The sequence below is a fragment of the Burkholderia diffusa genome (genome assembly GCF_902499115.1).
Taxonomy (GTDB): Bacteria; Pseudomonadota; Gammaproteobacteria; order Burkholderiales; family Burkholderiaceae; genus Burkholderia; species Burkholderia diffusa.
Window position 1 is genome coordinate 33,648 of the sequence record NZ_CABVPN010000022.1, and the last position, 22,792, is coordinate 56,439.

At 68.2% G+C, this 22,792-nt stretch carries 17 protein-coding genes; 5 read left to right on the forward strand and 12 right to left on the reverse strand.

Annotated features, from left to right (window positions below; genetic code table 11):
* Positions 1-317: 317 nt before the first annotated feature.
* From BTE28158_RS22020 to BTE28158_RS22055, 8 genes are all read right to left on the reverse strand, one after another.
* Complete coding sequence (locus BTE28158_RS22020) at positions 318-1,442, reverse strand: FAD binding domain-containing protein (RefSeq protein WP_151047388.1); 1,125 nt, start codon at positions 1,440-1,442, stop codon at positions 318-320.
* A gap of 174 nt (positions 1,443-1,616) precedes the next feature.
* A complete protein-coding gene (locus BTE28158_RS22025; RefSeq protein WP_151047390.1) occupies positions 1,617-2,741 on the reverse strand; it encodes an amidohydrolase family protein in 1,125 nt (374 codons plus the stop codon).
* A gap of 40 nt (positions 2,742-2,781) precedes the next feature.
* Positions 2,782-4,425, reverse strand: a complete 1,644-nt coding sequence (locus BTE28158_RS22030) for a cation acetate symporter (RefSeq protein ID WP_151047392.1) — start codon at positions 4,423-4,425, stop codon at positions 2,782-2,784.
* Entirely contained in the window at positions 4,422-4,781 is a 360-nt protein-coding gene (locus BTE28158_RS22035) for a DUF485 domain-containing protein (protein WP_151047394.1), read from the reverse strand. The genes BTE28158_RS22030 and BTE28158_RS22035 overlap by 4 nt, the downstream gene beginning before the upstream one ends.
* 82 nt (positions 4,782-4,863) lie before the next feature.
* Entirely contained in the window at positions 4,864-6,090 is a 1,227-nt protein-coding gene (locus tag BTE28158_RS22040) for an FAD binding domain-containing protein (RefSeq protein ID WP_151047396.1), read from the reverse strand.
* A gap of 1 nt (position 6,091) precedes the next feature.
* Complete coding sequence (locus BTE28158_RS22045; RefSeq protein ID WP_151047398.1) at positions 6,092-6,574, reverse strand: VOC family protein; 483 nt, start codon at positions 6,572-6,574, stop codon at positions 6,092-6,094.
* A 134-nt stretch (positions 6,575-6,708) separates the two neighbouring features.
* The gene (locus BTE28158_RS22050) at positions 6,709-6,981 is read right to left on the reverse strand and encodes a ubiquitin carboxyl-terminal hydrolase 14 (RefSeq protein ID WP_151047400.1); all 273 of its coding nucleotides are present in this window, start codon (positions 6,979-6,981) and stop codon (positions 6,709-6,711) included.
* Between the two features lie 317 nt (positions 6,982-7,298).
* The gene (locus tag BTE28158_RS22055; RefSeq protein ID WP_170296368.1) at positions 7,299-12,383 is read right to left on the reverse strand and encodes a trifunctional serine/threonine-protein kinase/ATP-binding protein/sensor histidine kinase; all 5,085 of its coding nucleotides are present in this window, start codon (positions 12,381-12,383) and stop codon (positions 7,299-7,301) included.
* A gap of 358 nt (positions 12,384-12,741) precedes the next feature.
* On the opposite strand from BTE28158_RS22055, the gene BTE28158_RS22060 reads away from it, so the two are divergent.
* The 3 genes from BTE28158_RS22060 (at position 12,742) to BTE28158_RS22070 (ending at position 15,483) form a co-directional block, all read left to right on the forward strand.
* Positions 12,742-14,226 (forward strand): ATP-binding protein, encoded by a 1,485-nt coding sequence (locus BTE28158_RS22060; RefSeq protein ID WP_170296369.1) that lies wholly within the window; start codon positions 12,742-12,744, stop codon positions 14,224-14,226.
* Positions 14,227-14,329: 103 nt separating this feature from the next.
* Positions 14,330-14,701, forward strand: coding sequence for a response regulator transcription factor (locus BTE28158_RS22065; RefSeq protein ID WP_151047409.1), 372 nt, complete (start codon positions 14,330-14,332; stop codon positions 14,699-14,701).
* A 107-nt stretch (positions 14,702-14,808) separates the two neighbouring features.
* A complete protein-coding gene (locus BTE28158_RS22070; RefSeq protein ID WP_059606151.1) occupies positions 14,809-15,483 on the forward strand; it encodes a response regulator transcription factor in 675 nt (224 codons plus the stop codon).
* An 80-nt stretch (positions 15,484-15,563) separates the two neighbouring features.
* On the opposite strand, the gene BTE28158_RS22075 is transcribed toward BTE28158_RS22070, so the two are convergent.
* The 3 genes from BTE28158_RS22075 to BTE28158_RS22085 all read right to left on the reverse strand — a co-directional run bounded on the left by BTE28158_RS22075 (position 15,564) and on the right by BTE28158_RS22085 (position 19,130).
* Entirely contained in the window at positions 15,564-16,532 is a 969-nt protein-coding gene (locus tag BTE28158_RS22075) for a LysR family transcriptional regulator (RefSeq protein ID WP_170296370.1), read from the reverse strand.
* Positions 16,533-16,680: 148 nt separating this feature from the next.
* On the reverse strand, positions 16,681-18,105 hold the full coding sequence (locus BTE28158_RS22080; RefSeq protein ID WP_151047413.1) for an efflux transporter outer membrane subunit: 1,425 nt from the start codon (positions 18,103-18,105) through the stop codon (positions 16,681-16,683).
* Complete coding sequence (locus BTE28158_RS22085; protein WP_151047414.1) at positions 18,102-19,130, reverse strand: HlyD family secretion protein; 1,029 nt, start codon at positions 19,128-19,130, stop codon at positions 18,102-18,104. Before BTE28158_RS22085 ends, BTE28158_RS22080 begins: the two co-directional genes overlap by 4 nt.
* A gap of 83 nt (positions 19,131-19,213) precedes the next feature.
* Here BTE28158_RS22085 and BTE28158_RS22090 point away from each other — a divergent pair, with 83 nt between their 5' ends.
* A complete protein-coding gene (locus BTE28158_RS22090; protein ID WP_151047416.1) occupies positions 19,214-20,794 on the forward strand; it encodes an MFS transporter in 1,581 nt (526 codons plus the stop codon).
* A 151-nt stretch (positions 20,795-20,945) separates the two neighbouring features.
* On the opposite strand, the gene BTE28158_RS22095 is transcribed toward BTE28158_RS22090, so the two are convergent.
* Positions 20,946-21,767 carry an alpha/beta fold hydrolase gene (locus BTE28158_RS22095; protein ID WP_151047418.1) on the reverse strand — a complete coding sequence of 274 codons (822 nt, stop codon included), beginning with the start codon at positions 21,765-21,767 and terminating at the stop codon, positions 20,946-20,948.
* Between the two features lie 552 nt (positions 21,768-22,319).
* Between BTE28158_RS22095 and BTE28158_RS22100 the strand changes: the two genes are divergently transcribed.
* Complete coding sequence (locus BTE28158_RS22100) at positions 22,320-22,745, forward strand: DUF3331 domain-containing protein (RefSeq protein WP_059606170.1); 426 nt, start codon at positions 22,320-22,322, stop codon at positions 22,743-22,745.
* Positions 22,746-22,792: the final 47 nt, after the last annotated feature.

Here is a 22,792-nt window from a genome sequence, read left to right on the forward strand (position 1 = left end):
ACCGCAGATCCGGTTGCCGAGTCGGACGGACCCACATGTGCGGCCCGGCGTGCGTGCGCTCGCGACGGTCGTTCCGGTCGGCACCGCCGGCTGGCGGTGCGGCATCGCCGATCGATTCGGCCATGACGGGCCTGCTCGGCGGCAGCGATTCGCGGCGGAGATCATGTCGTTACTCCAGGGATGGGGGCCGCGCGCGGGCCGTGGCCGGCGCGCTCGTTGGTGGAGGCAGTCTACGCGGGCGCCGACGCCATTTCCTGAAGCTGCGCTGAAACGTTCTGAACGGGCGCACGAACCGTTCCGGCGCTTGCGTTCATGCGTCAGCGCGGCGTGCCGAGACCGAACGTCGCGGCAAGTTGCGGACCCTTGTCGAGCAGCGACGTCACTTCCTCGCGCCGCCGCGTCGACCATTGCGCGAGGCGCGCGATGACGTCGGTCGCGTCAGCCGGCAGCGCTTCGGCGAGCGACACGGCATCGCTCGCCGCCTTCGACGTGCCGGACGCCGTATGGGGGCGCACGGTACAGGCCGCGTCGCCGATCAGCGCGACGCGGCCGTCGACGAAGCCGGGGCTCAATGCGTCGAAAATCGCCTGGTTGAATGGCGCGCGCGTCGCGAGCACCAGTTGCGACAGGGAGGCAGGCAGCCGTTCGACGGCGAGTTGCCGCAGCGTCGCGACGGTGTCGTCGGCAAGCTGCCCCGGATGCACGGACGCGTGATGGACGTTGCCGTTCCGATCGGTCAGGTGGCGGCGCAGCGCGTCGGGATCGGCTTCGTTGCGATACCACAGCCAGTTGAAGCGGCGCGCGCCCGGCGCGAGCGAGCCGTCGAGCGCGGGAATCAGAAACGCCATGAACAGCTCGCCCGGCGCCTTGTGCAGCGTCATGTTCTCGATCAGCGACTCGATCGCGGCGGCGTCGAAATCGGCTTCGTCGACGATGCCGCGCCACGCGAGGTAACCGGCAAACGATGGCGTATAACCGGGGAAGATGCGCGCGCGCAGGTTCGAACCGGAACCGTCGGCGGCAATCAGCACATCCGCGCGGATGCGTTCGTCGTCCACGTGTACGTCGACACCGTCCGCGTCCTGGTCGAAACCGGTGACCGTGCGGCCGTAGTGGATGCGCCCGCGCGGCAGCGTCTCGCACAGGGAGCGATAGACGGCGTCCCACGACGAGAACGGCAGCATTTCGGGTTCGTCGCGCGTGACGATGCCGTCGCGATCGATCCAGCGCCGCCGATGCGTCGGCACGCTGATCATCTGGCGGCAATGGCGTCCATGCTGTTCGAGAAACGACATCATGCGTCGCAGCACTGCCACGCCGCCGCCCTGGCCGCGCAGCGGCGTGCGCGAACGCTCGCAGACCGTGACGTCGTGCCCGATGCAATCGAGCGTCAGCGCGGCCGCGAGGCCTGCGATCGAACCGCCTGCAATGACTATCTTCATCGTGCGTGACTCCCGTGTTCGAAACGCGGTGTGCGTTGCAGGCCGGCTGTCGTGACGCGTGGCGTCGCACGCCAGTCGTCACGGTTCGCCGGATGATGCCATGTCCGTCAACGGGCTGCGCCGAGCGTGCAGGCGTCGTCCGACGCCCACGCAACGCCGGTCGGAACGTTCGCGCTAGATCCTCAGCAGCTTGCCCGCGTTGCCGCCGAGGATCATCGAACGCTGTTCCGCCGTCAGGTCGAGGCGGTCGAGAAAGCGGACCGGTTGCTCGTAACCCATGTCGAAACAGTAGTCGCTGCCGAGCACGAGCCGGTCGACCCCGACGTTCTCCATCAGGAAGTTCAGCACGGGGCCCGAATGAGACACCGTGTCATAGCTGAAGCGCCGCAGATAGCTGCTGGGCTTTTGCGCGAGCCGGCGCGTTTCGGGGCGGGCGGTCCAGCCCGCGTCCAGGCGTCCGAAGAGGATCGGCAACGCGCCGCCCGCGTGCGGCAGCGTGACGTGCAGGGTCGGGTGGCGGTCGAGCACGCCGCCCAGGATCAGGTGCGAGCCCGCGATCGCCGTATCGAACGGATTGCCGAGCAGGTTGCTCAGGTAGAAGTCGCCGAGCCGCGCGCCGCCGACCGTTTGCTGCGGATGCAGGAACACGGGCAGGCCCAGTTGCTCGATGCGCGCGAACACCGGCGCGAACAGCGGATCGTCGAGATCGCGGTTGTCGATGTTGGTGCCCATGTACACCCCGCGCACGCCCGGCAACTGCGCCGCGCGCTCGAGTTCGTCGATCGCATCGGTGGCGTTCAGCATCGGCAGCGTCGCGAGGACGACGAAACGCGTCGGGTGCCGCTGGTAGACGCGCGACGCGGCCGAATTCCAGTCGCGCGCGAGCTTCGCGTTGAACGGCCGGTCGCCCCAGTACGCCATCGGCACGCTGAGCGACAGCGCCTGGACGTCGACGCCGGATGCGTCCATGTCCTTGAGCCGCGCGTCGACGTCGATGAACTTCATCGGCAGGGGCCCGAGGCCGCCGGCGGGCGTCCGGAACGTGAACGACGCATCGTCGCACGTGAACGCGCCGCCGAAGCGCTTGCCTTCGCCGCCGACCAGGTCGCAAAAGCTCTCCGGGTAGTAGTGCGCGTGGATGTCGATCGAACGGGGCCGGTGCGGCGGCACGGCGGCAGGTGCGCTCGCGGTGTCGGCCGCCGATGCGGGGCGTCCGGCGACGGCCGTACCGGCGAGCGCGGCAAACGCGCCGAGCAGGCGGCGCCGCGCCGGCGACATGCAGCAGGTGCAATTCAACATGGTGTCTCTCATGGGGTGTCGATTTTTCGGATCGCGCGGCTCAGCCGCGTTGCGTCATGCCCATTTCGCATGCGACGAGCTGCGTGTCGAACTGCGCGCGCTCTCGTTGCGCACGGGCCGAGCGATCGGTGACGGAGAACAGGACGACGCCGGCGAACGCCGCCGCCATCGAGAACAGTGCCGGATATTCGTACGGATAGACCGCATGCGCATGACCGAGCACCTGCACCCAGACGGTCGGGCTCAGCACGGTCAGCGTGACGGCGGTCGCGAGCCCGGTCAGGCCGCCCAGCACCGCGCCGCGCGTCGTCAGGCCGCGCCAGTAGATCGAGAGCAGCAGCACGGGAAAATTCGAGCTTGCCGCGATCGAGAACGTGAGGCTGACGATGAACGCGATGTTCTGCTTCTCGAACGCGATGCCGAGCAGGATCGCGAGCACGCCGAGTACCAGGGTCGTCCCGCGGGCTACGCGCATTTCCTCACGATCGGACGCCTGACCGCGACGCAGCACGTTCGCATAGAGGTCGTGCGAGATCGCCGACGAACCCGCGAGCGTCAGTCCGGCGACCACGGCCAGAATGGTCGAGAACGCGACCGCGCAGATGAAACCGAGGAACACGTTGCCGCCGACCGCATGCGCGAGATGGATCGCCACCATGTTCGCGCCGCCCGTGATCGCGCCGGACGCGTCGTGGTATTGCGGGTCCGACGCAACGAGCGCGATGGTGCCGAAGCCGATGATGATGATCAGCACGTAACCGGCGCCGACGATGCCGGTCGCATAGAGGATGCTCTTGCGGGCCGCCTTGACGTCGCCGACCGTGAAGAAGCGCATCAGGATGTGCGGCAGGCCCGCCGTGCCGAAGATCAGCGCGAGGCCGAGCGACACGGCCGAGACCGGATCGGATACCAGGCCGCCGGGGCGCATGATCGCCGCGTGTTTCGGATGGACGAGAATCGCCTGCGCGAACAGCGCATCGAGGCTGAAGCCGAAACGGCTCAGCACCATGATCGCCATGAAGGCCGCACCGGCGAGCAGCAGCACGGCCTTGATGATCTGGATCCAGGTCGTCGCCAGCATCCCGCCGAAGAACACGTAGACGACCATCAGCACGCCGACGAACAGCACCGCGACCGTGTAGTTCAGGCCGAACAGCAGCTCGACCAGCTTGCCCGCGCCGACCATCTGCGACACGAGATACAGCAGCACGATGACGATCGAGCTCGAGGCCGCGAACGCGCGGATCGGCCGTTGCCGGAGGCGATAGGACACGACGTCGGCGAGCGTGTACTTGCCGAGGTTGCGCAGCGGCTCGGCGATCAGGAACAGGATGATCGGCCAGCTCGCGAGGAAGCCGACCGAATAGATCAGGCCGTCGTAGCCGCTCGTGAACACCAGCGCGGAGATGCCGAGCAGCGACGCCGCCGACATGTAGTCGCCGGCGATCGCCCAGCCGTTCTGGAACGCGGTGATCTTGCCGCCCGCGGCGTAGTGGTCGGCCACGCTGTGGTTCTTGCGCGCGGCCCAGCGCGTGATGAAAAGCGTCGACGCGACGAACAGCAGGAACATGCCGATCGCGACCGGATTGTGCCCGTGCGCCAGCTTCGCGGGGCCGGCCGCGAATGCCGGCGCCGCGCCGGCGGCGACGACGAAGAAGATCGATGCGAGGAGCAGGCGTTTCATTGATCGCCTCCGTGACGAATGGACGTGACGATCGTGTCGTACACCGAATTGGCCCGATACACGTAAAGCGCGACCAGTGCGAACGTGGCGACGAACATGCCGAACCCGATCGGGATGCCCCATGGCGTAGGCCGGCCCGGCACGATCGGCTGTCCGAGCAGCGTCGGCGAAAACGCCAGCGTCAGGATGAACGCGAAATAGAGGGTGAGCATGACGAGTGTCAGCGACCAGGCGAACAGCCTTCTGCGCCTGACGAGATCGCGAAAGCGGGCATCGCGCAGCAGCGGATGCGTGGCCTGCGCCGGCGCGTCCAGGTCGGGCGCGGTGCCGGCGGCAGCCGGAATGGGGTGGTTCACGGTGTCTCCTTGTGGTTTCGGTATCCGGGCCGGGCAACGGGCAGAGGGCGCCGCGCGTCGCGCACGCCGCGCCCGTGCCCGCTCAGAAACGCGGCGGAACGGCGGTTTCCCGCATCACGACTTCCGGCGTGCGATAGCGCTCGGCCATTGCGCGTTCGGTGTCGTTCTTCAGTTGCGCCTGCATGTAGGCGCCGAGGTGGCGCGCGTGCTGCACGATCGCGGCACCGAATGCCGTGCGCGTTTCGCTGTATTCGCACAGCGCGTCGAGCGTGTCGGTGCGCGTGGCGAGCGCCGTGACGAGCGCGAGCGCATCGCCGGCGGCTTTCGTGACACCCATTCCGCAATGCGGCCGTGCGACGAACGCGGCGTCGCCGAGCAGCGCGATCCGGCCGAACGCCATGTTCGGCACTTCGAGGTCGTAGATCGGCTGGAACAGCGGTTGCGTCGCGCGCGCCACGACCTCGGCGAACTGCGGCGCAAGCAGCGCGTGCGCCGCGTCTTCCAGCTCGGCGAGGACGTCGCGCCGGATCAGCGTCGGTGGAATGCCGCCCGCCCACAGCTTGCCGGTCTCGTCGGTCAGCAGGTTCGGCAGGTCGGACGCTTCGCGAGTCGCGCGATACCAGACGAAGTTGTAGCGGCGCTCGCCGGGTTTCGTGCTGTTGCCCTGGCCGGCGACCGGATAGCCGAGGATCTGCTCGTGCGGCGGCAGGCCGAACGCGAATTTATCGAACAGTGTCGCGTGGGTCGCGTCCGACAGGTCGGCTTCGTCGACCAGCCCGCGCCAGGCGACGTAGCCCGCGTACTGCAACTGCGCATCCGGCAGGAATTTCTCGCGGATCGCGGAGCGGAATCCGTCGGCCGCGATCACGAGATCGGCATGCACGACCGAGCCGTCGGACAGCGTGACCGATGCGCGATCCGGTCCGTCCGTGACATCGGTGACGACGCCGCCCGAGTGGTAATGCTGGTCGGGCAGCGCGGCGCGCAGCACGTGGTACATCTTGCTCCACGCGGTGAGCGTTTGCGGCAGCGTGCGGTCCGACTCCACGGTGCCGTCCGCGGCCAGCGTGATGCGCGATTCGACCTTCACGCCGATCGATTCGTCGATGCGCACGCCGGCGGCGAGCATCACTTCGAACAGCTCCGGGTGCGTGACGATGCCGGCGCCGCGGCCCGAGAGCGCCTCGGGCACGCGTTCGAACACGTCCACGTCCCAGCCGTTGCGCAGCAGCAGATTCGCGGCAAACAGGCCGCCCAGCGAACCGCCGATGATGGCGGCCTTGCGATTCGTCGAAGTGCTGTTGTTCATGTCAGTCTCCGTGGGAGTCACCGGCCGTTGCAGCGGCGGCGGGAAGTGTCAGGCCGGAGACCTCGGCGGCAGGGAAGTTGAGCTCGATCGTCACGCCGGACGGATCCTCGATGAAGACCTGGTGCAGCCCGAGGCTCGGCACCGTGCGGTCGCGCCACGCGACGTTTTCGGCACGCAGCGTGTCCCACATCGCCTCGACGCCGGTCGCGAGGAACGCGATGTGGTCGACGGTTCCGGTGCCCGTTGCGGGAAGATCCTTGTCGCCGAGATAGGCCGCGAGTCCGTCGGGGTTCGCCGGATCGACGCCGATGATGTGGACCGTGCCGTAATCGGCTTCGTCGCCGCCCTTGTAGAGCCATGCGCCGGGAAAGTCGAACGGCGGGCGATAGCCGCGTTTGAAGCCGAGCACACGTTCGTAGAAGCGGCACGATTTCTCGAGATCGAGCGTGCGGATCGAGTAGTGCGCGAGTCTGGAGACTGGCATGGCGGACCTCTTGTTTATCGATGGATAAGTTATCGTTCGATAAATACTAGTCGAAAAAAGCGGTGAGAAAAAGCCGCAATCGAATCGTGTTAACCCTAGGCCCGAAACGGTGCCGGATGCCGGTGCGCGGTGCGCTACGTCGCGATCTCGCCGGCCATGACGTCGTCCGCATAGCACCAGACCGAGCGCTCGCCGGGCTCGATCGAACGCGCCAGTGGGTGAGTCGTTTCGTGGAAGTGACGGCTGGCGTGGCGATTCGGCGACGAGTCGCAGCAGCCGACGTGCCCGCAGGTCAGGCACAGGCGCAAATGCACCCACCGGCTGCCGGACTTCACGCATTCCTCGCAGTAGTCCTTGTCGGTGGTCAGGATGCGTGCTTCACCGAGATGGGTGCAGGTCGTGGCCATCTTCCGCTCCGATGCCGGCGCAGGAGATCGCTCGCGGCGCGGCCGGCGCGAAGCTGCGAGCGGGGTTGGATACGGTTCATTGTGGACGGTCGCGTCGCGAGCGGACCTTAATTCTTGTTAAGCGTGTCGGCCGGAGGGCAGGGAGGACGTACAGTCACGAGTGCGGCCGGTGCGACATCCGGCCGGAATCCGACATGGCGATCTTCGGGAGGCGCTTATGACTCAGTCGCAGCATGTCAAGGTAATCGGCTTGCCGAACAGCAAGGAGGCCTACGCAATCCGCGACTTCCTGAAGCGCCGCGTGCTCGCCCCCTTCGTCATCGCGTCGTCGAAACCGGCAGCCGGAACGTCAGTACGGTGCCGTTCCCGTCGCGCGGCGCGGCTTCGAGCGTGCCGCCATGCGCTTCGACGATCGATCGGCAGATCGCGAGGCCCATTCCCATGCCGTGCGATTTCGTCGTGAAGAACGGATCGAAGATCCGGTTCGCGATCTCGGCATCGATACCGGCGCCGCGGTCGGCGACGGAGACGACCGCGTAACCGTCGCCGACGTGCGACGCGATCTCGAGTTCGCTCGTGGTGGCCAGCCCGTCCATCGCGTCGAGCGCGTTGGTGACCAGGTTCAGGATCACCTGCTGGATCTGGGTGCGATCGGCCATCACGCGGATGTCGTTGCAATGCAGGTCGACGCACAGCGCGACCTGCTTCGCGTCGATTTCGGTCGCGGTGAGGTGCAGCATGTCGCGAATCAGGTCGTCGATCGCGAGCGGCGCCAGCGCGGGTGGTGCCTGGCGCGCGAGCGATCGCAACGCGCGGACGATGTCGGCCGCCCGCACGCCGGATGCACGAATGTCCTCGAGGCTCGCGAGCGCTTCGCCGAGATCGGGCTGCGTGCCGCGCAGCCAGCGCATGCACGCGCCGACGCTCGACACGATGCTCGTTAGCGGCTGATTGATCTCGTGCGCGATCGATGCGGCCAGCTCGCCCATCACCGTCATGTGCGCGGTGCGCGCGAGCTCGGTTCGTGCGTGCCGCAGCGCGGCCTCGGTCTCGAGCCGGCGCGCGTTCTCGTCGATCAGTTCCGCATAGAGCCGGGCGGATTCGAGCGCATTGGCCGCTTGCGGCGCGAGCACTTCCAGCATCGCGATGCGCCGCGGCGAAAACACGCCGTTGGTCAACGCATTCTCGAGATACAGCACGCCGATCAGCGCACCCTGCTTCAACAGCGGCAGGCAGAACAGCGAGCGCGTCGGATGCGCGCGCAGGCTGTCGGCATGGTCGGGCATGCCTTCGCGCTGCGCGTTCGCGAGCACGACCGGCTTGCGGGTCCGGGCGACGGTGTTCAGGATCGACAGCGGGACATCCTGCTCGGTCGGTTCGCCGCGGGCAATATCGACGATCACGTCGCTGCCGACGACGCGCGCGGTCGCCTCGATCGTCAGCCGGTCGTGCCGGGCGAGCAGCAGCAGGCCATAGCGTGCGCCGGCGTACACGATCATGTTGCGCATCAGTGTCTGGATCAGGCGCTCCAGCACGATTTCTTCGGATAGCGAATGGGCCGCGCGCATCGCGAGCGCGAAATCGAGATCTTCGCGCGCGGGCAGGGCAGGGCCGCCCGGCGACGGGTCCATCACGAGGAACGGATGCTGCGCTTCCATCGCCTGCGCCTTGCCGGTCGCGCCCCAGCGCCGGTAGCACGCATGGGCGAGCCGCAATTGGTGGCGCGCGGGACCGGCGAGCCCGAGCGACGTGGCGTGATGCGCGGCCAGTTCGTGCGCGAGCGCCTGTTCGTGCACGAAACCGTGTTCCGCCGCGAGGCTGGCCGACGCCTCGTACTGCTGCATCGCGACGATATGGTCGCCGCGCACGCGCGCGAATTCGGCATCGATCAGCGCGAGCTTGTTGCGGAACGTCGCCGGATTGCGTTCGCTCCACGCGGCGAAGCGGGCGCGTTGCGGCGCATGGCGTTCGAGCAGCCGCTCGGGCGGCGTGGCGCCGCGGTCGCTCGCGATGCCGGCCAGTACGCCGAACAGGTGGAAGTCGGACAGCATGATGTGCGCGGGCGTCGACCACGCGCTCGAAGCGGCTGCCTCGAGCGACGCACGCGCCGCGTCCGCATCGCCGAAAATGAAGGCCGCCTGGCCGGCGAGCACGTCGGTCCAGAACTGCAGGACCGACATCGGCGTCTTCGTCGACGGCCGGGCACGCCAGGTGCCGATCGGCCGATGGTAGCCGAGCTGCAGCGCGTCGATGAATTCGGACTGGGTGGACACGAGATCGACGATGTCGTCGTAACGCGCGCCGCGTGCGATCTGCAGCAGCGGATCGATCTCGTCGCGGATCGCCGGCAGTGCTTCGCCCATCGAGAGCAGATCGCTGACGATATGGTTGCAGCTGTAGCACATCCAACGCAACTCGGCGCTCGCATTGCCCGCCGCTTTCGCATCGCGTGCGCGTTCGAGTGCGTAGGACAGCGGCTGGGTCCAGACGCTCACCTGGTCGAGCGCGATCAGCGTCGCGGAGCGGTAGCGCTCGAAGCCGTGGCGATCGACCAGTGCGAGCGCGACCTTCGCGAATTCGAAGCCGTCTTCATACGCGTCGTGATGCCCGACGATGCTGACGCCGTACCACGCAAGCCCCTGCACCGATGCGGCGGTGATGCCGTGGCGCAGGGTCAGCCGGACCATCGTCGCGAAATGCAGCAACATCAGCCCGCCGCTCGGATAGAACATCGCGGCCTCGAGTGCGGTCAGCAGCGCCATCGTGGCTTCGACGCGCGTATCGGTCATCACGGGCAGGTCGACGAGGTCGCGGATGGCGCGGCCGTCGAGGGCTTCCCGCACGGCGTCGCAGGCCGCCGCGAGATCGGCTTCGGCCGGCTCTGCCGGCAGTTCCACGCCGAGCAGCGCCAGCCCGGCCAGCGCGACGTCGACGGCCTGCCGGTAGCGCGACTCCACCGTGAGCTGCGCGGCCTTCAGCCGGTGCGCCTCTGCACGATCGGCCGGCGTGCGCGTACGCGCCATGAGCTCGTCGATCGCGTCGGATGCCTGCGCGGTTTCGCCGATCGCGAGCAGCAGACCGCTGCGCAGGATGCCGATCCGGCTTGCGAGACCGTAGTGCTGCGACCATGCATGAGGACCGAGCAGCGCTTGCGCGGACGCGAGAAACGACAGCGCGCGATCGCGCGCGGCGGCCGGGGCCGCCGCCTCGGCGGCGGCGACCAGGGCATCCGCGAAAGCGAGCGCGAGCACGCCGTCGAGCGGCGCGGTTTTCGCCTGCTCGATCTGGGTGGCGAGTTCCAGCAGGGATTCGGTCGACCGCGCGTTCGCGCGGCCGAGCATCGCGGCGGCGATCCGGGCGTGGGACTGCGCGCGCTCCGCGCGCCCGGCAAGCGCGTGGACGGCCTCGAGGATGCGGTCGTGAACGAAGCGCCAGCGGTTGCCGGAGAGCGACACGAGGCCCGCCTGGCGCGCGGGGTCCAGCCAGAAACGGAGTTCGGCCCACGTCTTGCCGGCGGCGGCGCACAACAGCGCGTCGTCGGCATCGGTGCCGATATAGGCCAGCAGCGACAGCAGCGTTCTCGATTCAGGCGGCAGCCGCTGCATCCGGATCGCGAGCAGGCTCACGACGTTCTCGGTCGGGTGGTGCGCGTCGATGTCCGACGAACGCCACTGCCACGTTTGCCGCATCGGGTCGTAGCCGAGGAGCTGCTCGTCGATCAGCGTGCGCAGCAGGTGCTGGATGTGGAACGGATTGCCGCCCGTCCTGCGGTGAACGATGTCGCCGAGCCCCGACAGCCGGGCCGGCGCCTCCCCGAGCATGCCGGCCAGCATGTGCGTGACGTCGGGTGCGTCGAGCGGCGCCAGCGTCAAGGCCGACAGGCGGACGGGGTCGAGCTGTTGCAGGAAGCGGCGGAAAGCCGGTGTGTGATCGTGTTGCGGCCCGCTTCGATAACCGGCCACGATGCAGAAATTGGCCGGCGGATCCACCGCGATCGACGCAAGAAACGCGAGCGTCGCGTCGTCTGCCCACTGGATGTCGTCCAGCGCCATGACCAGCGGTTCGGCCGGCGCCGCGAACGCACGGAAGGCATTCACGACGATCTGGCATAGATGAAATTCCGGAATCGCATCGGTATGGTCGAACGCGACGGGCTCGACATCGAGCAGCCACGCAATCTCCGGGAGGATGCCGGACAGCAGGCTGGCCTGACGGCCCACACAGTCGCGCAGCCGCGCGGCGATCGCCGCGATTTCGTCGTCGGGCCTGGCCAGCGCGCTGCCGAACAGCGCGCGCAATGCCTGCAGCACGGGCGCGTAGGGCCGTGCGGGCTGGAATTGATCGACCTTCGCCGACGTGCACCAGGCCGTGCGCAGCGCCGCTCGCGCATGGCGCATGAAGTCCTCCGCCAGTGCGGTCTTGCCGACGCCGGCCGGCCCGTCGATCAGGACGATGGCCGTTTCGCCGGTTCGCGATACGGCCGCCAGCACCGCCTCGAGCCGGCGGGATTCGGCTTCGCGGCCGACCAGCTGATCGGGCGCGCGCAAGCCGGCGAGCGGATCGCTGCCGCCGAGCGCGAACGGCTCGACGCGGCCTGCGGCCAGCCAGTCGCGCCGGATACGTTCGAGATCGTGCTGCACCGTTTCGCAGGACGGGTAGCGATCGGCGGGCTCCTTGGCGATCAGTTTCAGGATCAGGTCGCTCAGGACGGCAGGCAGGTCGTCACGAAAGGTCGTGGCCGTCGCCGGCTGCATGGCGACATGCGCGTGGACCCATTCGGACGTCGACGTGGCCTTGTAAGGCATCGCGCCCGTCAGCAGGCGGAACAGCGTGATGCCGAACGCATACAGGTCGGAACGCTCGTCGACGCATGAGCCGTCGGAGACCTCGGGCGCCGCGTAGGCCGCGAAATCGGTGCGCATCGTACTCGCCACGGTGCGTTCCGTCCGACGGTCCCACGCATGGGCGAACGAGCGGAGCATCACCGTGCCGTCCGGTGCGATGACGAAACTGGCCGGTTGCAGATCGCCATGCAGCCAGCCGCGCCGATGAAGCTCCCCGAGCGTGCGCGCGGCCTGGATCGCCGCGTCGAGAAAGACGTCGAGCGGCAGCCGCCCGTCCGCCAGCGTGTCGAAGCCGCGCACGTCCGGGCGGGGATAGACGAGCACCGGGCCGTCCGCGGCGCGGATCAGCGCAACCGGCATGAGCGCCCACGCCGGCTCCAGCGCTTCGTTCAATGCGTATTCGTGCTCGAATTGCCGGCAGCGCTGGTCGGATTCCCACCCGGTCTGGCACGCGGACCACACCTGCCCCGTTGCTGCGTCGGTCAGGTCGAACCACAGCACGTCGCCCGATCGGACGGCATTCGACAGGCGGGCGTGCGCCAGCCAGTCGGCATCCATTCGCTTCGTGTCGTCCGGGGCGCGCAAGGGTTGGTTCACGGTAGGGGCAGGTTCGGTGGAGCAGGGTGTAACCGGCGCGTCATACGAAATCGGCCGGGCTGGATTGCGCACGTTCGGGCGGCGGCCCGTGCATTGTCCATCAGCCCGACGAACTCTGCAGTACCCCCCGCGCACCATTCCCGACGACCGGGCCGGCCGGTACCCGACTAAACCTATAGATAATGGCCGGCGCGCCTGCCACGCCATACGATAGGTTCAAGCCTCCCGACACGCATCGATGCGTGTCCGGCGGGCCGAACAGGGGGTGTCGCCTCGCGAGGCGGCGCAAGGTGCGGAGCAGCATAAGCGAGTGCGGATCATGTACACGTTCGGGCGGGTGACGGTTTCCCTTGAGTGCCGCGAAGTCTGCGTCGACGGGCAGCCCCGGTATATCGGCGCCCGGGCATTCGAGATTCTCGAGCTGCTGGTGAAGGCGGCCGGCAGGCTCGTGTCGAAGGACGAGATCATGCAAGCGGTGTGGCCGAACACGATCGTGGTCGAGAACAACATCCAGGTGCACGTCTCGACGCTGCGCAAGCTGTTCGGCGGCAAGCACGGGTGGATACGAACCGAATCGGGCCGCGGCTATCGGCTCGCGCCGCCGGCCGACCTGGCCTATGCGGACCGCCAGCCGGACCGGGTCGAGCCGGCGCGCGGCGCCCGCGCGGGCAGCGCCCCGCGCAAATGTCCGCTGATCGGGCGCGAGCAGGAAGCGGCCGAACTGCACGCGCTGCTCGAGCGCGAGGCGCTCGTGACGCTGGTCGGCCCCGGCGGCGTCGGCAAGACGCATCTCGCGCTGGAGGTGGCGACGGCCTGGTCGGCGGTGCGCGGCATCGAGATGGTCCGGATCGATCTTGCCGGCTGGCAGGGCGGCGCGACGCTGGAGTCCGCGGTGCTGGACGCGCTCGACCTGCCGCTCGGCCCGGCCGCCGGGCCGGCCGACGTCGTGCGCGCGATCGCCGCGCAGCGCGTCATGCTGGTGCTCGATAACGCCGAGCAGCATGTCGACGAACTGGCGGACCTCTGCGAAGCGATCGCGGAGGCGAATGCCGGCACGATACTCGTCGTGACCAGCCGCGAACCGCTGCGTGTCGCCGGCGAGCGCGTTTATCGCGTCGGGCCGCTACCCGTGCCGCCGGCCGGCGCGAACCACGGCGAGATCGTCGCGTGCGGTGCGGTGCGCATGTTTCTGGCCCGGGCGCGTGCGATGGGCACCGACATTCCCGCGGATGCGAAGACGCTGGACGCGATCGCGACCATCTGCCGCCGCCTGAGCGGCCTGCCGCTCGCGCTCGAGCTCGGCGCGGCCCGCGTCGCGTTGCTCGGGATCCAGGGGCTGGCAGCCGATCTCGACAAGTCTGTCCTGTCGTTGTCCGGCGGTCTGCGTACGGCGCATCCGCGCCAGCAGAACCTCAGGGCCACCATCGAATGGAGCTATCGGCTGCTCGACGATGCGGAGCGCACGGTGCTGTGCCGCCTCGCGGTGTTTCCGGATGCGTTCCGGCTCGATGCGGCGTGCGCGCTGGCCGCGTGCGACGAACTGGGCGCCGCCCGCGTGCTCGACTGCCTGGTCAGCCTTGCATCGAAATCGCTGCTGGTCGTCCATTCGGTCGGACTCTCGAAGCATTATTCGCTGCTCGAGGTCGTGCGCGCGTATGCGCTCGAGAAGCTGGCGGAGTCAGGCGAAGCTGGTCGCCTGCATGCGCGGTGTGCGTCCTTCGTCGGCGAGGCGCGCGCGGAGACGCTGCCGCCGGCGCAGGCGACGTCCGTGCAACCGCTGCTGGCGGCACGGTCGTGGGCGTGACACACGAGTTGTGCGCGCGTGGCGCGCAGCGGTAATACCGTCCGACGCGGCGTAAGCTGCATGGCGATGTTCTGGATTGACAAAATTTTCAGGTTCTCATTTCATGGCCATTGTTTGCATCATCGATGACGATGCGTCGGTCCGTAAGAGTCTTGCCAGCCTGCTGAAATCGGCTGGCCATACCGCATTGCCGTTCGCGTCGGGCGAGGAATTCCTCGCGGCCGGCCCGCTGGACGACGCGGCTTGCGTGCTGGTCGATCTGAAGATGAAGGGGATGAGCGGTCTCGACGTCCAGCGTCTGCTGGTCCAGCGCAAGGCGGCGCTCCCGGTCATCTTCATGTCGGCGCACGGCGACGACGAGTCGGTCCGTCGCGCGCTTGCGCAAGGCGCGGTCGCGTTCTTGCGCAAGCCGTTTCCATCGGACGATATGCTCAACTTGATCGATCACATCGCATCCGGCGCGCCGCCTGCGTGAGCGGTGGCCCCTTCGACCGGCCGCGCCGCAGGCGGCGCGGCGGTTCCGGTCGGCCTTTTCTTAGTTTATCATTCGATAATGAAGCGGATGCCTACACAGGAAATGCAATGGCGAGCACGCCGGATATGACGTCGATCGGCAACCGGGGCGGGGGCGACTCCGCCCCGATCGTCTATGTAATCGACGACGATGAAACGCTGCGGCGCGCGTTGAGCTCGCTGTTGCGTTCGGCGGGATGGCGTGTCGAGACGTTCGCGTCGTCGCGGGCGTTTCTCGCGTTCGAGCGGCCTGCCGTGCCGAGTTGCCTGATCCTCGACGTGCGTCTCGCCGACGAGAGCGGGCTGGCCCTTCAGGAGGAAGCGGTGCGAGCGGGCCTGAACGTGCCGATCCTGTTCATGACGGGTTACGGCGACGTGGCCACGACGGTCAAGGCGATGAAGGGCGGCGCGCTCGACTTCCTGACGAAGCCGTTCGATGACGATGCGATGCTCGATGCCGTCGGTCACGCACTGGCCCGCGATGGCGAGCGCCTCGCGCGCGACCGTGCGCTGGACGCGGTGCGCGCGGCCTATGCGTCGTTGACGCCACGCGAACGAGAAGTGATGAGCCTGGTGGTCGCTGGCCTGATGAACAAGCAGATCGCAGCGAATCTCGGCCTGCAGGAAATCACGGTGAAGGTGCATCGGGCCCAGGTCATGAAGAAGATGCAGGTCCGCACGCTGCCGGATCTCGTGCGGCAAGCGGAGGCGCTGGGCGTGGGCCCGGCCGGCGCGCGCGACTGAGCGGGACGGCCTGATCGTTCGACGCAACGGCGCCGGCTTCGACGCGGTGCGCCGGGCCGCTACGATGCGGACGACGGCATTCATGCGGCCACTTCGCTGTCGGCATCCGCGGTGTGCGTGACGGCGCGCGCGTCGTGTCGCGCTGCCGGCCCGGCATCGGGGTTGTCGTCGAACGCCGCGACGAGATGTTCGGCGAGCGTTCTGATGCGCGCGGGCAGGTTCCGGCGCGAGTGATAGAGCAGCGATGCGTCGAGGTCTCCGACCTGCCAGTCGGGCAGCAGGCGAACGAGTGCGCCGTCGCGCTCGAGCGGCCGCGCGAGATGCTCCGGAAGCACCGCGAAGCCGGTGCCGCGGGCTGTCGCGAGAATCAGCGCATCGAGGCAGTTCGAGCGGATCGCGCCGGCCAGCCGTATCTCGGCGCTCGCGCCGGTACGCCGGTGCCGCAGCGGCCATACCGAGCCGCTACCCGGTTTGCCGCCGCGCGCATCCATGCGTTCGAGCGCCTGTGGCGAGTCGGTTGCCCCACCTGCGGCGCGATACCGCGGGCTCGCGTAAAGGCCCATCGGGATGCGCCCAAGGCGCCGCTCGATGCACGTCAGGCTCGACGTGCGTTCGGTGACGATCGAGAGATCCGTTTCACCGCTCAGGGCCGCGCTCGGGTGATCGACCCAGTCGACCCGGATTCGTACGAGCGGATGCTGCCGATTGAAATCGGCCAGCACCGGCACCAGGCGATCGACGCCGAACAGGTTCGACACCTCGATCGAGATGTCGCCTTCCATCTCGCTGGCATTGACGTGACAGCAATCCGAAAAGTGCTCGTATTGCTCCAGCAACGCGCGCGCCTGCTCGAGCACGTCTTCGCCGACGCGCGTCAGCGTCACCTTGCGCGTCGTGCGGTGAAACAGCAGCACGCCGAGCGACGTTTCCAGGCACCGGATCGCGCGGCTGATGCAGGGAACGCCGAGCCGATGGGCTTCGGCGGCTTTCGTGAAGCTGCCTTGTTCGGCAACCGTCTTGAGTATCTCGAGTGTTTTCAGGCGATCCATGACACGTCTCGCTTCAGTGGATTCGGACATGACCAATTTATGCGGCACGCTGGCGCCAGGCAACGCAAAAAACGTTAGGTTAGCTTAAGAGCGATATGAAAATACGTGAGGCCGTTTGAACCGAGGCAGCGGGCGCGTTGATGTTTTTTCAGAACCGGTCTTCGCGATTCGCGACGTTCGCCGGTTTCGCTGCAGGCGGTGCCCATCCGCCGCCCAGCGCGCGCACGAGATCGACCGTCGCGATGGCGAGTGCCTGGCGGCTATGAATCAGCTGGCGTTGCGCGGTCAGTGCGTCCCGGTCCGCGTCGATGACCTCGAGATAACTGACGTAGCCGTGCCCGTAACGGTTCAGCGACAACCGCGCGGCTGCTTCGGTGGCGCGGGCCGCGCTGTCGTAGCGCACGATCCGCTCCTTCTGCGCGGCGATGTCGTTGAGCGCATCCTGGACCTCGCGCAACGCGCCCAGCGCGGTGGCGCGATAGTTCGCGTCGGCGAGTGCCGCGCCGGCCGTCGCGGCGGCCACCGCGGCCTCGCGCTTGCCGCCGTCGAACACCGTTTCGGCCACGCTCGCGCCGAGGCCCCACAGGGAACTGTTGCGGTCGAGAAACGTGTGGAGGTCGCGGCTGGCGAATCCGCCCTGGGCGGTCAGCGTCAAGGTCGGCAGCCATGCGGTGCGGGCGACGCCGATTTCGAGCGACGCCGCGTCGACGCGGCGCGCCGCCGCATAGACGTCCGGGCGTTGCGCGAGCAGCGCGGACGGCAGACCGGGCGGCACTTCCGGCACGCGCATGGCGGACGCGGTCGGCGCGACCGTGAAGGCGGTCGGCGAGACACCGGTCAGCACGGCGAGCGCATCGACGAGGTTTTCGCGCAGCCGCCGGCTGTCCGCGAAATCGGCGCGAGCCGTATCGAGATCGGCCGCCGCACGCAGCGCGTCGAGATCGCTTGCCGCGCCGGCCCGCACGCGCGCGGCGATCACGTCGAGCGCGGTGCGTCGCAGCTCGATCGCGCGGGCGAGCGTCGCGAGATCCTGCTCGACGAAATGGAGCGTCAGGTAGTCGCTCGCGACATCCGTCGCGACGCGTAGTCGAACGGCTGCACGATCCGCGTCGGCCTGCAGCACGTTCTGCCTGCCGATCTCCGCATCGCCACGCAGGCGCCCCCACAGATCGACTTCATAGCTGGCGTTGAACGGCACCGACCAGTTGTGCATCGTGCGTTTCGGCAATGCGTTGTCGACCGTGCCGGATACGCGCGAGCGGCTGAACGACGGATCGACGCCGACGGTCGGCGCCAGTGCGGCTTCGCGCACACCGAGCAGCGCCTGCGCCTGGTCGACGCGCGCCGCGGCGGCGCGGATGTCCTGATTGCCGGCGAGCGCGGCATCGACGAGCGCGACGAGTGGCGGATCGCCGAACGATGCAGGCCATTCGACGAGCGACGGTGCGAGTTCGCCAGGCGCATCCGCATGGCGGAACCGGTCGGAGCCGACCGCGACGGGAGCGAGCGGCTGCGGCGCGATCGTGCACGCGCTCAGCAGGCCGGCGGCGAGCAGGGCGGCGAGGCGGGTCATGGCTGCGTGCGGCTGCGTTGCAGCGAGACGATGACCGACAGGCCGGGCCGAATACGCGGCTCGGTCGAGGCCGGGCCGTCCAGCAGGATCTTGACGGGCACCCGCTGCGTGACCTTCGTGAAGTTGCCGGTCGCGTTGTCGGGCGGCAACAGCGAGAATTGCCCGCCGGTCGCGGGCGACAGGCTGTCGACGTGTCCGCTGAAGGTCCGGTCCGGCAGCGCGTCGAAGCGCAACTGCACGACGTCGCCGGTGCGCACATGCCGAAGCTGGGTTTCGCGGAAGTTCGCAACCACCCACGGGTGCGGTTCGACGACCGTGAGAAGCGCCTGACCGGGTGCGACATGCTCGCCGGTCTCGACCGTCTTCTTGCCGACGTAGCCGTCCGACGGCGCCACGACGGTCGTGTACTGAAGCTGCAGCTCCGCATCGCGCAACTCGGCGTCGTTCTGGTTCGACACGGCATCGGCGGCCTGCCGCGCGGCCTGCGCGCTGCGCTGCTGCGCTTCGGCCGCGTCGATGCGCGCGCGGGCGGACTTGCGCGCCGCGTTGGCGGCATCGAATTCCTGCTGCGACAATCCGCGCGGGGTTTCGCGGGTCAGTTCGCGTGCCCGTGCGTAGTCGAGCTCGGCCTTCTCGGCGTCCGCGCGTGCCGACACGAGCGCCGCGTCGGCTTGCTCGACCAGCGCCTTCGCGCGGCTCGCATCGGAGTGCGCTTGTGCGACGCGGGCCCGCTGCAGCGCGACGCGCACGTCGAAATCGCGCGGATCGAGCCGCACGAGCGGGTCGCCCGCATGCACGAACCGGTTGTCGTCCACCAGCACGCGCTCGACCGTGCCGGCCACGCGCGGCGAGATCACGTGCAGGTGGCTTGTCACGTACGCGTCGTCGGTGCCGCGGTCATGCGCGTCGAATTCATAGACCAGCAGCGCGACGAGCAGCAGCGCGCATCCGGCGATCAATACGACCGGCCACTTGCGCGAGCGCGCGGGGGAGGTGGGCGGCACGTCCGGCGAGTTCGGGGTCACGATCGGGATACTCCATGGAACAGACGGGATTCGTCACATCGCGCTATGCTTGCGCGAGCCTTTTGTGCGGGAGCCGCTCGACGATGAACACCACGTTCGCCCCCGGTGGCACGACACCGGCGCCGGCCGCAGCGCCGGCCTCCGACATACCGACGTTTCGTTCGATCGCCGCGATCGCGGCGGTGCTGCTCGGCGCGATCATTTCGACCTTGACGTCGCGCATCACGTCGCTCGGGCTCGCCGACGTGCGCGGCGCGCTCGGCGTCGGTTTCGACGAGGGCGCGTGGATCAACACCGCGTTCATCGCATCGCAGATGTTCGTCGGGCCGCTCGCGATCGCGGCGGCCTTCGTGTTCGGCACGCGTCGCGTGCTGCTGGCGGGTGCCGCGGTATTCCTGGTCGTCGAAAGCGTGCTGCCGCTGTGCACGAATTTCGGCACGTTCATCGTGCTCCAGAGCGTGGCCGGTTTCGCGTCCGGCGTGTTCGTGCCGCTGACCGTCGGGTTCGTCGTCCGCACGCTGCCGCCACGGCTGATTCCGTTCGGCATCGCCGCGTATGCGATGAACCTCGAGATGTCGCTCAACCTCTCGGCGACGCTCGAAGGGTGGTACAGCGAACACCTGAGCTGGCGCTGGCTGTTCTGGCAGAACGCGCTGCTGACCGTGCCGTTCATCGTCTGCCTGATGCTGTCGCTGTCCACAGAGCCGATCAAGCGCCTCGCGTCCGGCATCGACGCGCGCGGCATGCTGCTCGGCGCCGGCGGGTTCGCGTGCCTGTGCGTCGCGCTCGATCAGGGCGAGCGGCTGTTCTGGTTCCAGTCGCCGCTGATCGTCGCGCTGCTGTGCATCGGCATCGTGATGGTGGCCGCGTTCCTGATCCACGAACTGGCATCGCGACGGGCCGGGCTCGATCTCGGCTACCTCGCGCTGCCCAACGTCGCGTTGCTGATCCTGCTCGTCGGCCTCGTGCGCTTTACCGTGCTCAATACGAGCTTCATTCCGTCGGCGTTTCTCGCGAGTACCTACGGGCTGCGCCCGCTGCAGATCGGCGACACGCTGCGCTGGATCGCGATGCCGCAACTGCTGTTCGCGCCGTGCGTGGCGTGGCTGCTGCAACGCGTCGATCCGCGCCGGCTGATCGTGGCTGGCTTTGCGATGGTGGCGGTCGCGTTCGCGCTCGGCGCGCAACTCACGCCCGTCTGGGCCGAACCCGACTTCATCCCGTCGCAACTGCTTCAGGCATTGGGTCAGACGATGGCGCTCACGTCGGTCGTGTTCTTCTTCGGCAAGCACGTGACGGCCGAGCACGCGCTGACGTTCGGCGCCGTCGTGCAGACGACGCGCCTGCTGAGCGGGCAACTCGGCACGACGTCGATCGCGGTGATCCAGCGCATCATGGAGGCTACCCATTCGAATCTCGTCGGTCTGCATGTCACGCTGTCGGATCCGCAAACGCTGGAGCGCTTGCGAGCCGGCGCGGCGGCGCTCGTGTCGCACGGCGCGACCTTCGCGACCGGCGACCAGGCGGCCTATGTGTTGCTCGATCGGGCCGTCCGCGTCCAGGCGACGACGCTCGCACTCGCAGACAATTTCCGTGTCGCGATGACGTTCGCGGCCGCGGGGGCGCTGATCGGCATGCTGCTCAGGCCGGCGCGTGCGTCGTAAGCGCCCGACGCCGGATCGGCGGATATCCCGCATCGACGATCCTGGCGATCGTGCACGCCGCAACGGAATCGCGGTGACCTGAAAAATCCTGAAACGTGCCAAACGACGCGCCGGCGTGGCGGCCGGGCGCGCCGTACGGTGACGCGTGCGCTTACGCTTTCAGAAACGCGAGCAGTTCGGCATTGATCCGGTCTGCGTCGACGACGCACATCCCGTGCGCGCCGCCGGGGATGACCTTGAGCTCCGCGTGCTTCACGATCTTCGCGGACAGGCGAGCCGAATCGTCGATCGGCACGATCTGGTCGTCGTCGCCGTGCAGGATCAGCGTCGGGACGTCGATCTTCTTCAGGTCGTCGGTGTAGTTGACCTCGGAGAATTCCTTGACGCACAGATACTGGCCATGGATGCCGCCCATCATGCCCTGCGCCCAGAACGCGTCGATCGTGCCCTGCGACACCTTGGCATTCGGACGGTTGAAGCCGAAAAACGGCACGGCGAGATCCTTGTAGAACTGCGAACGGTTCTCGGCGACGTTCTTGCGGATCCCGTCGAACACGTCCATCGGCAGGCCGCCGGGATTGGACGCCGATTTCACCATCTGCGGCGGCACGGCGCCGATCAGCACGGCCTTCGACACACGCTTCGTGCCGTGGCGCCCGATGTAGTGCGCGACTTCGCCGCCGCCGGTGGAGTGGCCGACGAGCGTGGCTTCGCGCAGGTCGAGCGCATTCATCAGCGCCGCGAGATCGTCGGCATACGTGTCCATGTCGTTGCCTTGCGACGGCTGGCTCGAGCGGCCGTGACCGCGGCGATCGTGCGCGATCACGCGGTAGCCGTGCTGCACGAGGAACAGCATCTGCGAGTCCCACGCGTCGGCGCACAGCGGCCAGCCGTGCGAGAAGACGACCGGGCGGCCGCTGCCCCAGTCCTTGAAGTAAATCTGCGTACCGTCTTTGGTGGTGATCGTGTTCATCGCATGGGCTCCTTGATGGGCGGAAGCGGTGTGTTTGGGGGCGGCGGCGGCAGCGGCCGGCAGCGCGGCGGCTGCAACGGCGGTCGCGCCGGCAAGCAGCATGTCTCGGCGACGCGCCGAGGGAACGGCGTCGATGTCTGCTGGACGCATGGGAACTCCTTGAACGTGCGGTGGAACGATGCCGCGTTGGATGGATGGTTCGGATCTGCCCGCATGCGGCAATCGCGCCGGCAGCCGGCGTGCGTTCGCGGTCGCGGGCCGGCAGGCGCGCGAAGGCAGCGAACGAACGTCGACAGGAGCCTATCCCGCGGTCATGCGCCATGTACTGAAATCGGGCTGAATTTTCATGAAGCCGGTCGCGGCGCATGCCGCGCAAATGCACCGGCCAGAAAATTTAAGCCCGGAATAAAGACTCTTCAGCGGCGGCTCGCTATCGTCAGCATCAGGTCATCCCGTCGCGGGTCGGTGCCGGTCCGCGTCGGCGGATGGCGATCGCGACGCGGGCGGGTGTGCAACATCCGGACCGCTCGCCACTTGCCTGGGTACGCCGCCATGGACGAATTCAATCGCTGGGAGCACGTGATGACGCTGCTCGACCCGTCGCCGGCCGCGAGTCGGTGTGCGCCGTCGCATCTTCGCGACCCGGACCCCGCGCGCCGTCGCCATCGTGACGACGCGCCGCCCGCGTCGAGCGGCGGCGCGCGCCGCCGGTGCGCGATCGTCGCCGCCGAGCGGCAGACCGATTCGTCGGTGTTGATCTCGTGGAGCGACCCGACGCGCTGCCGCTACGACGAGCAGCGCTGGATCAGCGCAAAGTCTCGCGCCCTCGGGCGCTGCGCGCTGACCGGCATCACGATTCACACAGGCGATGCGATCTACAAGCCGCAATGGCGCGGAGCGAAGCGCCCCGCGAACTACCGGGAGGTGATCCTCGCGTCCGAACTGGAGCGGTTCATCGCCAGGCTGTCCCGTTCATGATCCGTCCGTCGGCCCTGGCTGGCGGCCGCCACTTTTTCACCGCTGAG

What these genes read in the sequence shown, in the direction of transcription:
- BTE28158_RS22045 (WP_151047398.1), bottom strand. Translation starts at nt 6,574, where the DNA reads ATGCCAGTCTCCAGACTCGCGCACTACTCGATCCGCACGCTCGATCTC.
- BTE28158_RS22025 (WP_151047390.1), bottom strand. Translation starts at nt 2,741, where the DNA reads ATGTTGAATTGCACCTGCTGCATGTCGCCGGCGCGGCGCCGCCTGCTC.
- BTE28158_RS22050 (WP_151047400.1), bottom strand. Translation starts at nt 6,981, where the DNA reads ATGGCCACGACCTGCACCCATCTCGGTGAAGCACGCATCCTGACCACC.
- BTE28158_RS22095 (WP_151047418.1), bottom strand. Translation starts at nt 21,767, where the DNA reads ATGAACACGATCACCACCAAAGACGGTACGCAGATTTACTTCAAGGAC.
- BTE28158_RS22040 (WP_151047396.1), bottom strand. Translation starts at nt 6,090, where the DNA reads ATGAACAACAGCACTTCGACGAATCGCAAGGCCGCCATCATCGGCGGT.
- BTE28158_RS22030 (WP_151047392.1), bottom strand. Translation starts at nt 4,425, where the DNA reads ATGAAACGCCTGCTCCTCGCATCGATCTTCTTCGTCGTCGCCGCCGGC.
- BTE28158_RS22100 (WP_059606170.1), top strand. Translation starts at nt 22,320, where the DNA reads ATGGACGAATTCAATCGCTGGGAGCACGTGATGACGCTGCTCGACCCG.
- BTE28158_RS22065 (WP_151047409.1), top strand. Translation starts at nt 14,330, where the DNA reads ATGGCCATTGTTTGCATCATCGATGACGATGCGTCGGTCCGTAAGAGT.
- BTE28158_RS22020 (WP_151047388.1), bottom strand. Translation starts at nt 1,442, where the DNA reads ATGAAGATAGTCATTGCAGGCGGTTCGATCGCAGGCCTCGCGGCCGCG.
- BTE28158_RS22075 (WP_170296370.1), bottom strand. Translation starts at nt 16,532, where the DNA reads ATGGATCGCCTGAAAACACTCGAGATACTCAAGACGGTTGCCGAACAA.
- BTE28158_RS22080 (WP_151047413.1), bottom strand. Translation starts at nt 18,105, where the DNA reads ATGACCCGCCTCGCCGCCCTGCTCGCCGCCGGCCTGCTGAGCGCGTGC.
- BTE28158_RS22090 (WP_151047416.1), top strand. Translation starts at nt 19,214, where the DNA reads ATGAACACCACGTTCGCCCCCGGTGGCACGACACCGGCGCCGGCCGCA.
- BTE28158_RS22060 (WP_170296369.1), top strand. Translation starts at nt 12,742, where the DNA reads ATGTACACGTTCGGGCGGGTGACGGTTTCCCTTGAGTGCCGCGAAGTC.
- BTE28158_RS22055 (WP_170296368.1), bottom strand. Translation starts at nt 12,383, where the DNA reads ATGGATGCCGACTGGCTGGCGCACGCCCGCCTGTCGAATGCCGTCCGA.
- BTE28158_RS22070 (WP_059606151.1), top strand. Translation starts at nt 14,809, where the DNA reads ATGGCGAGCACGCCGGATATGACGTCGATCGGCAACCGGGGCGGGGGC.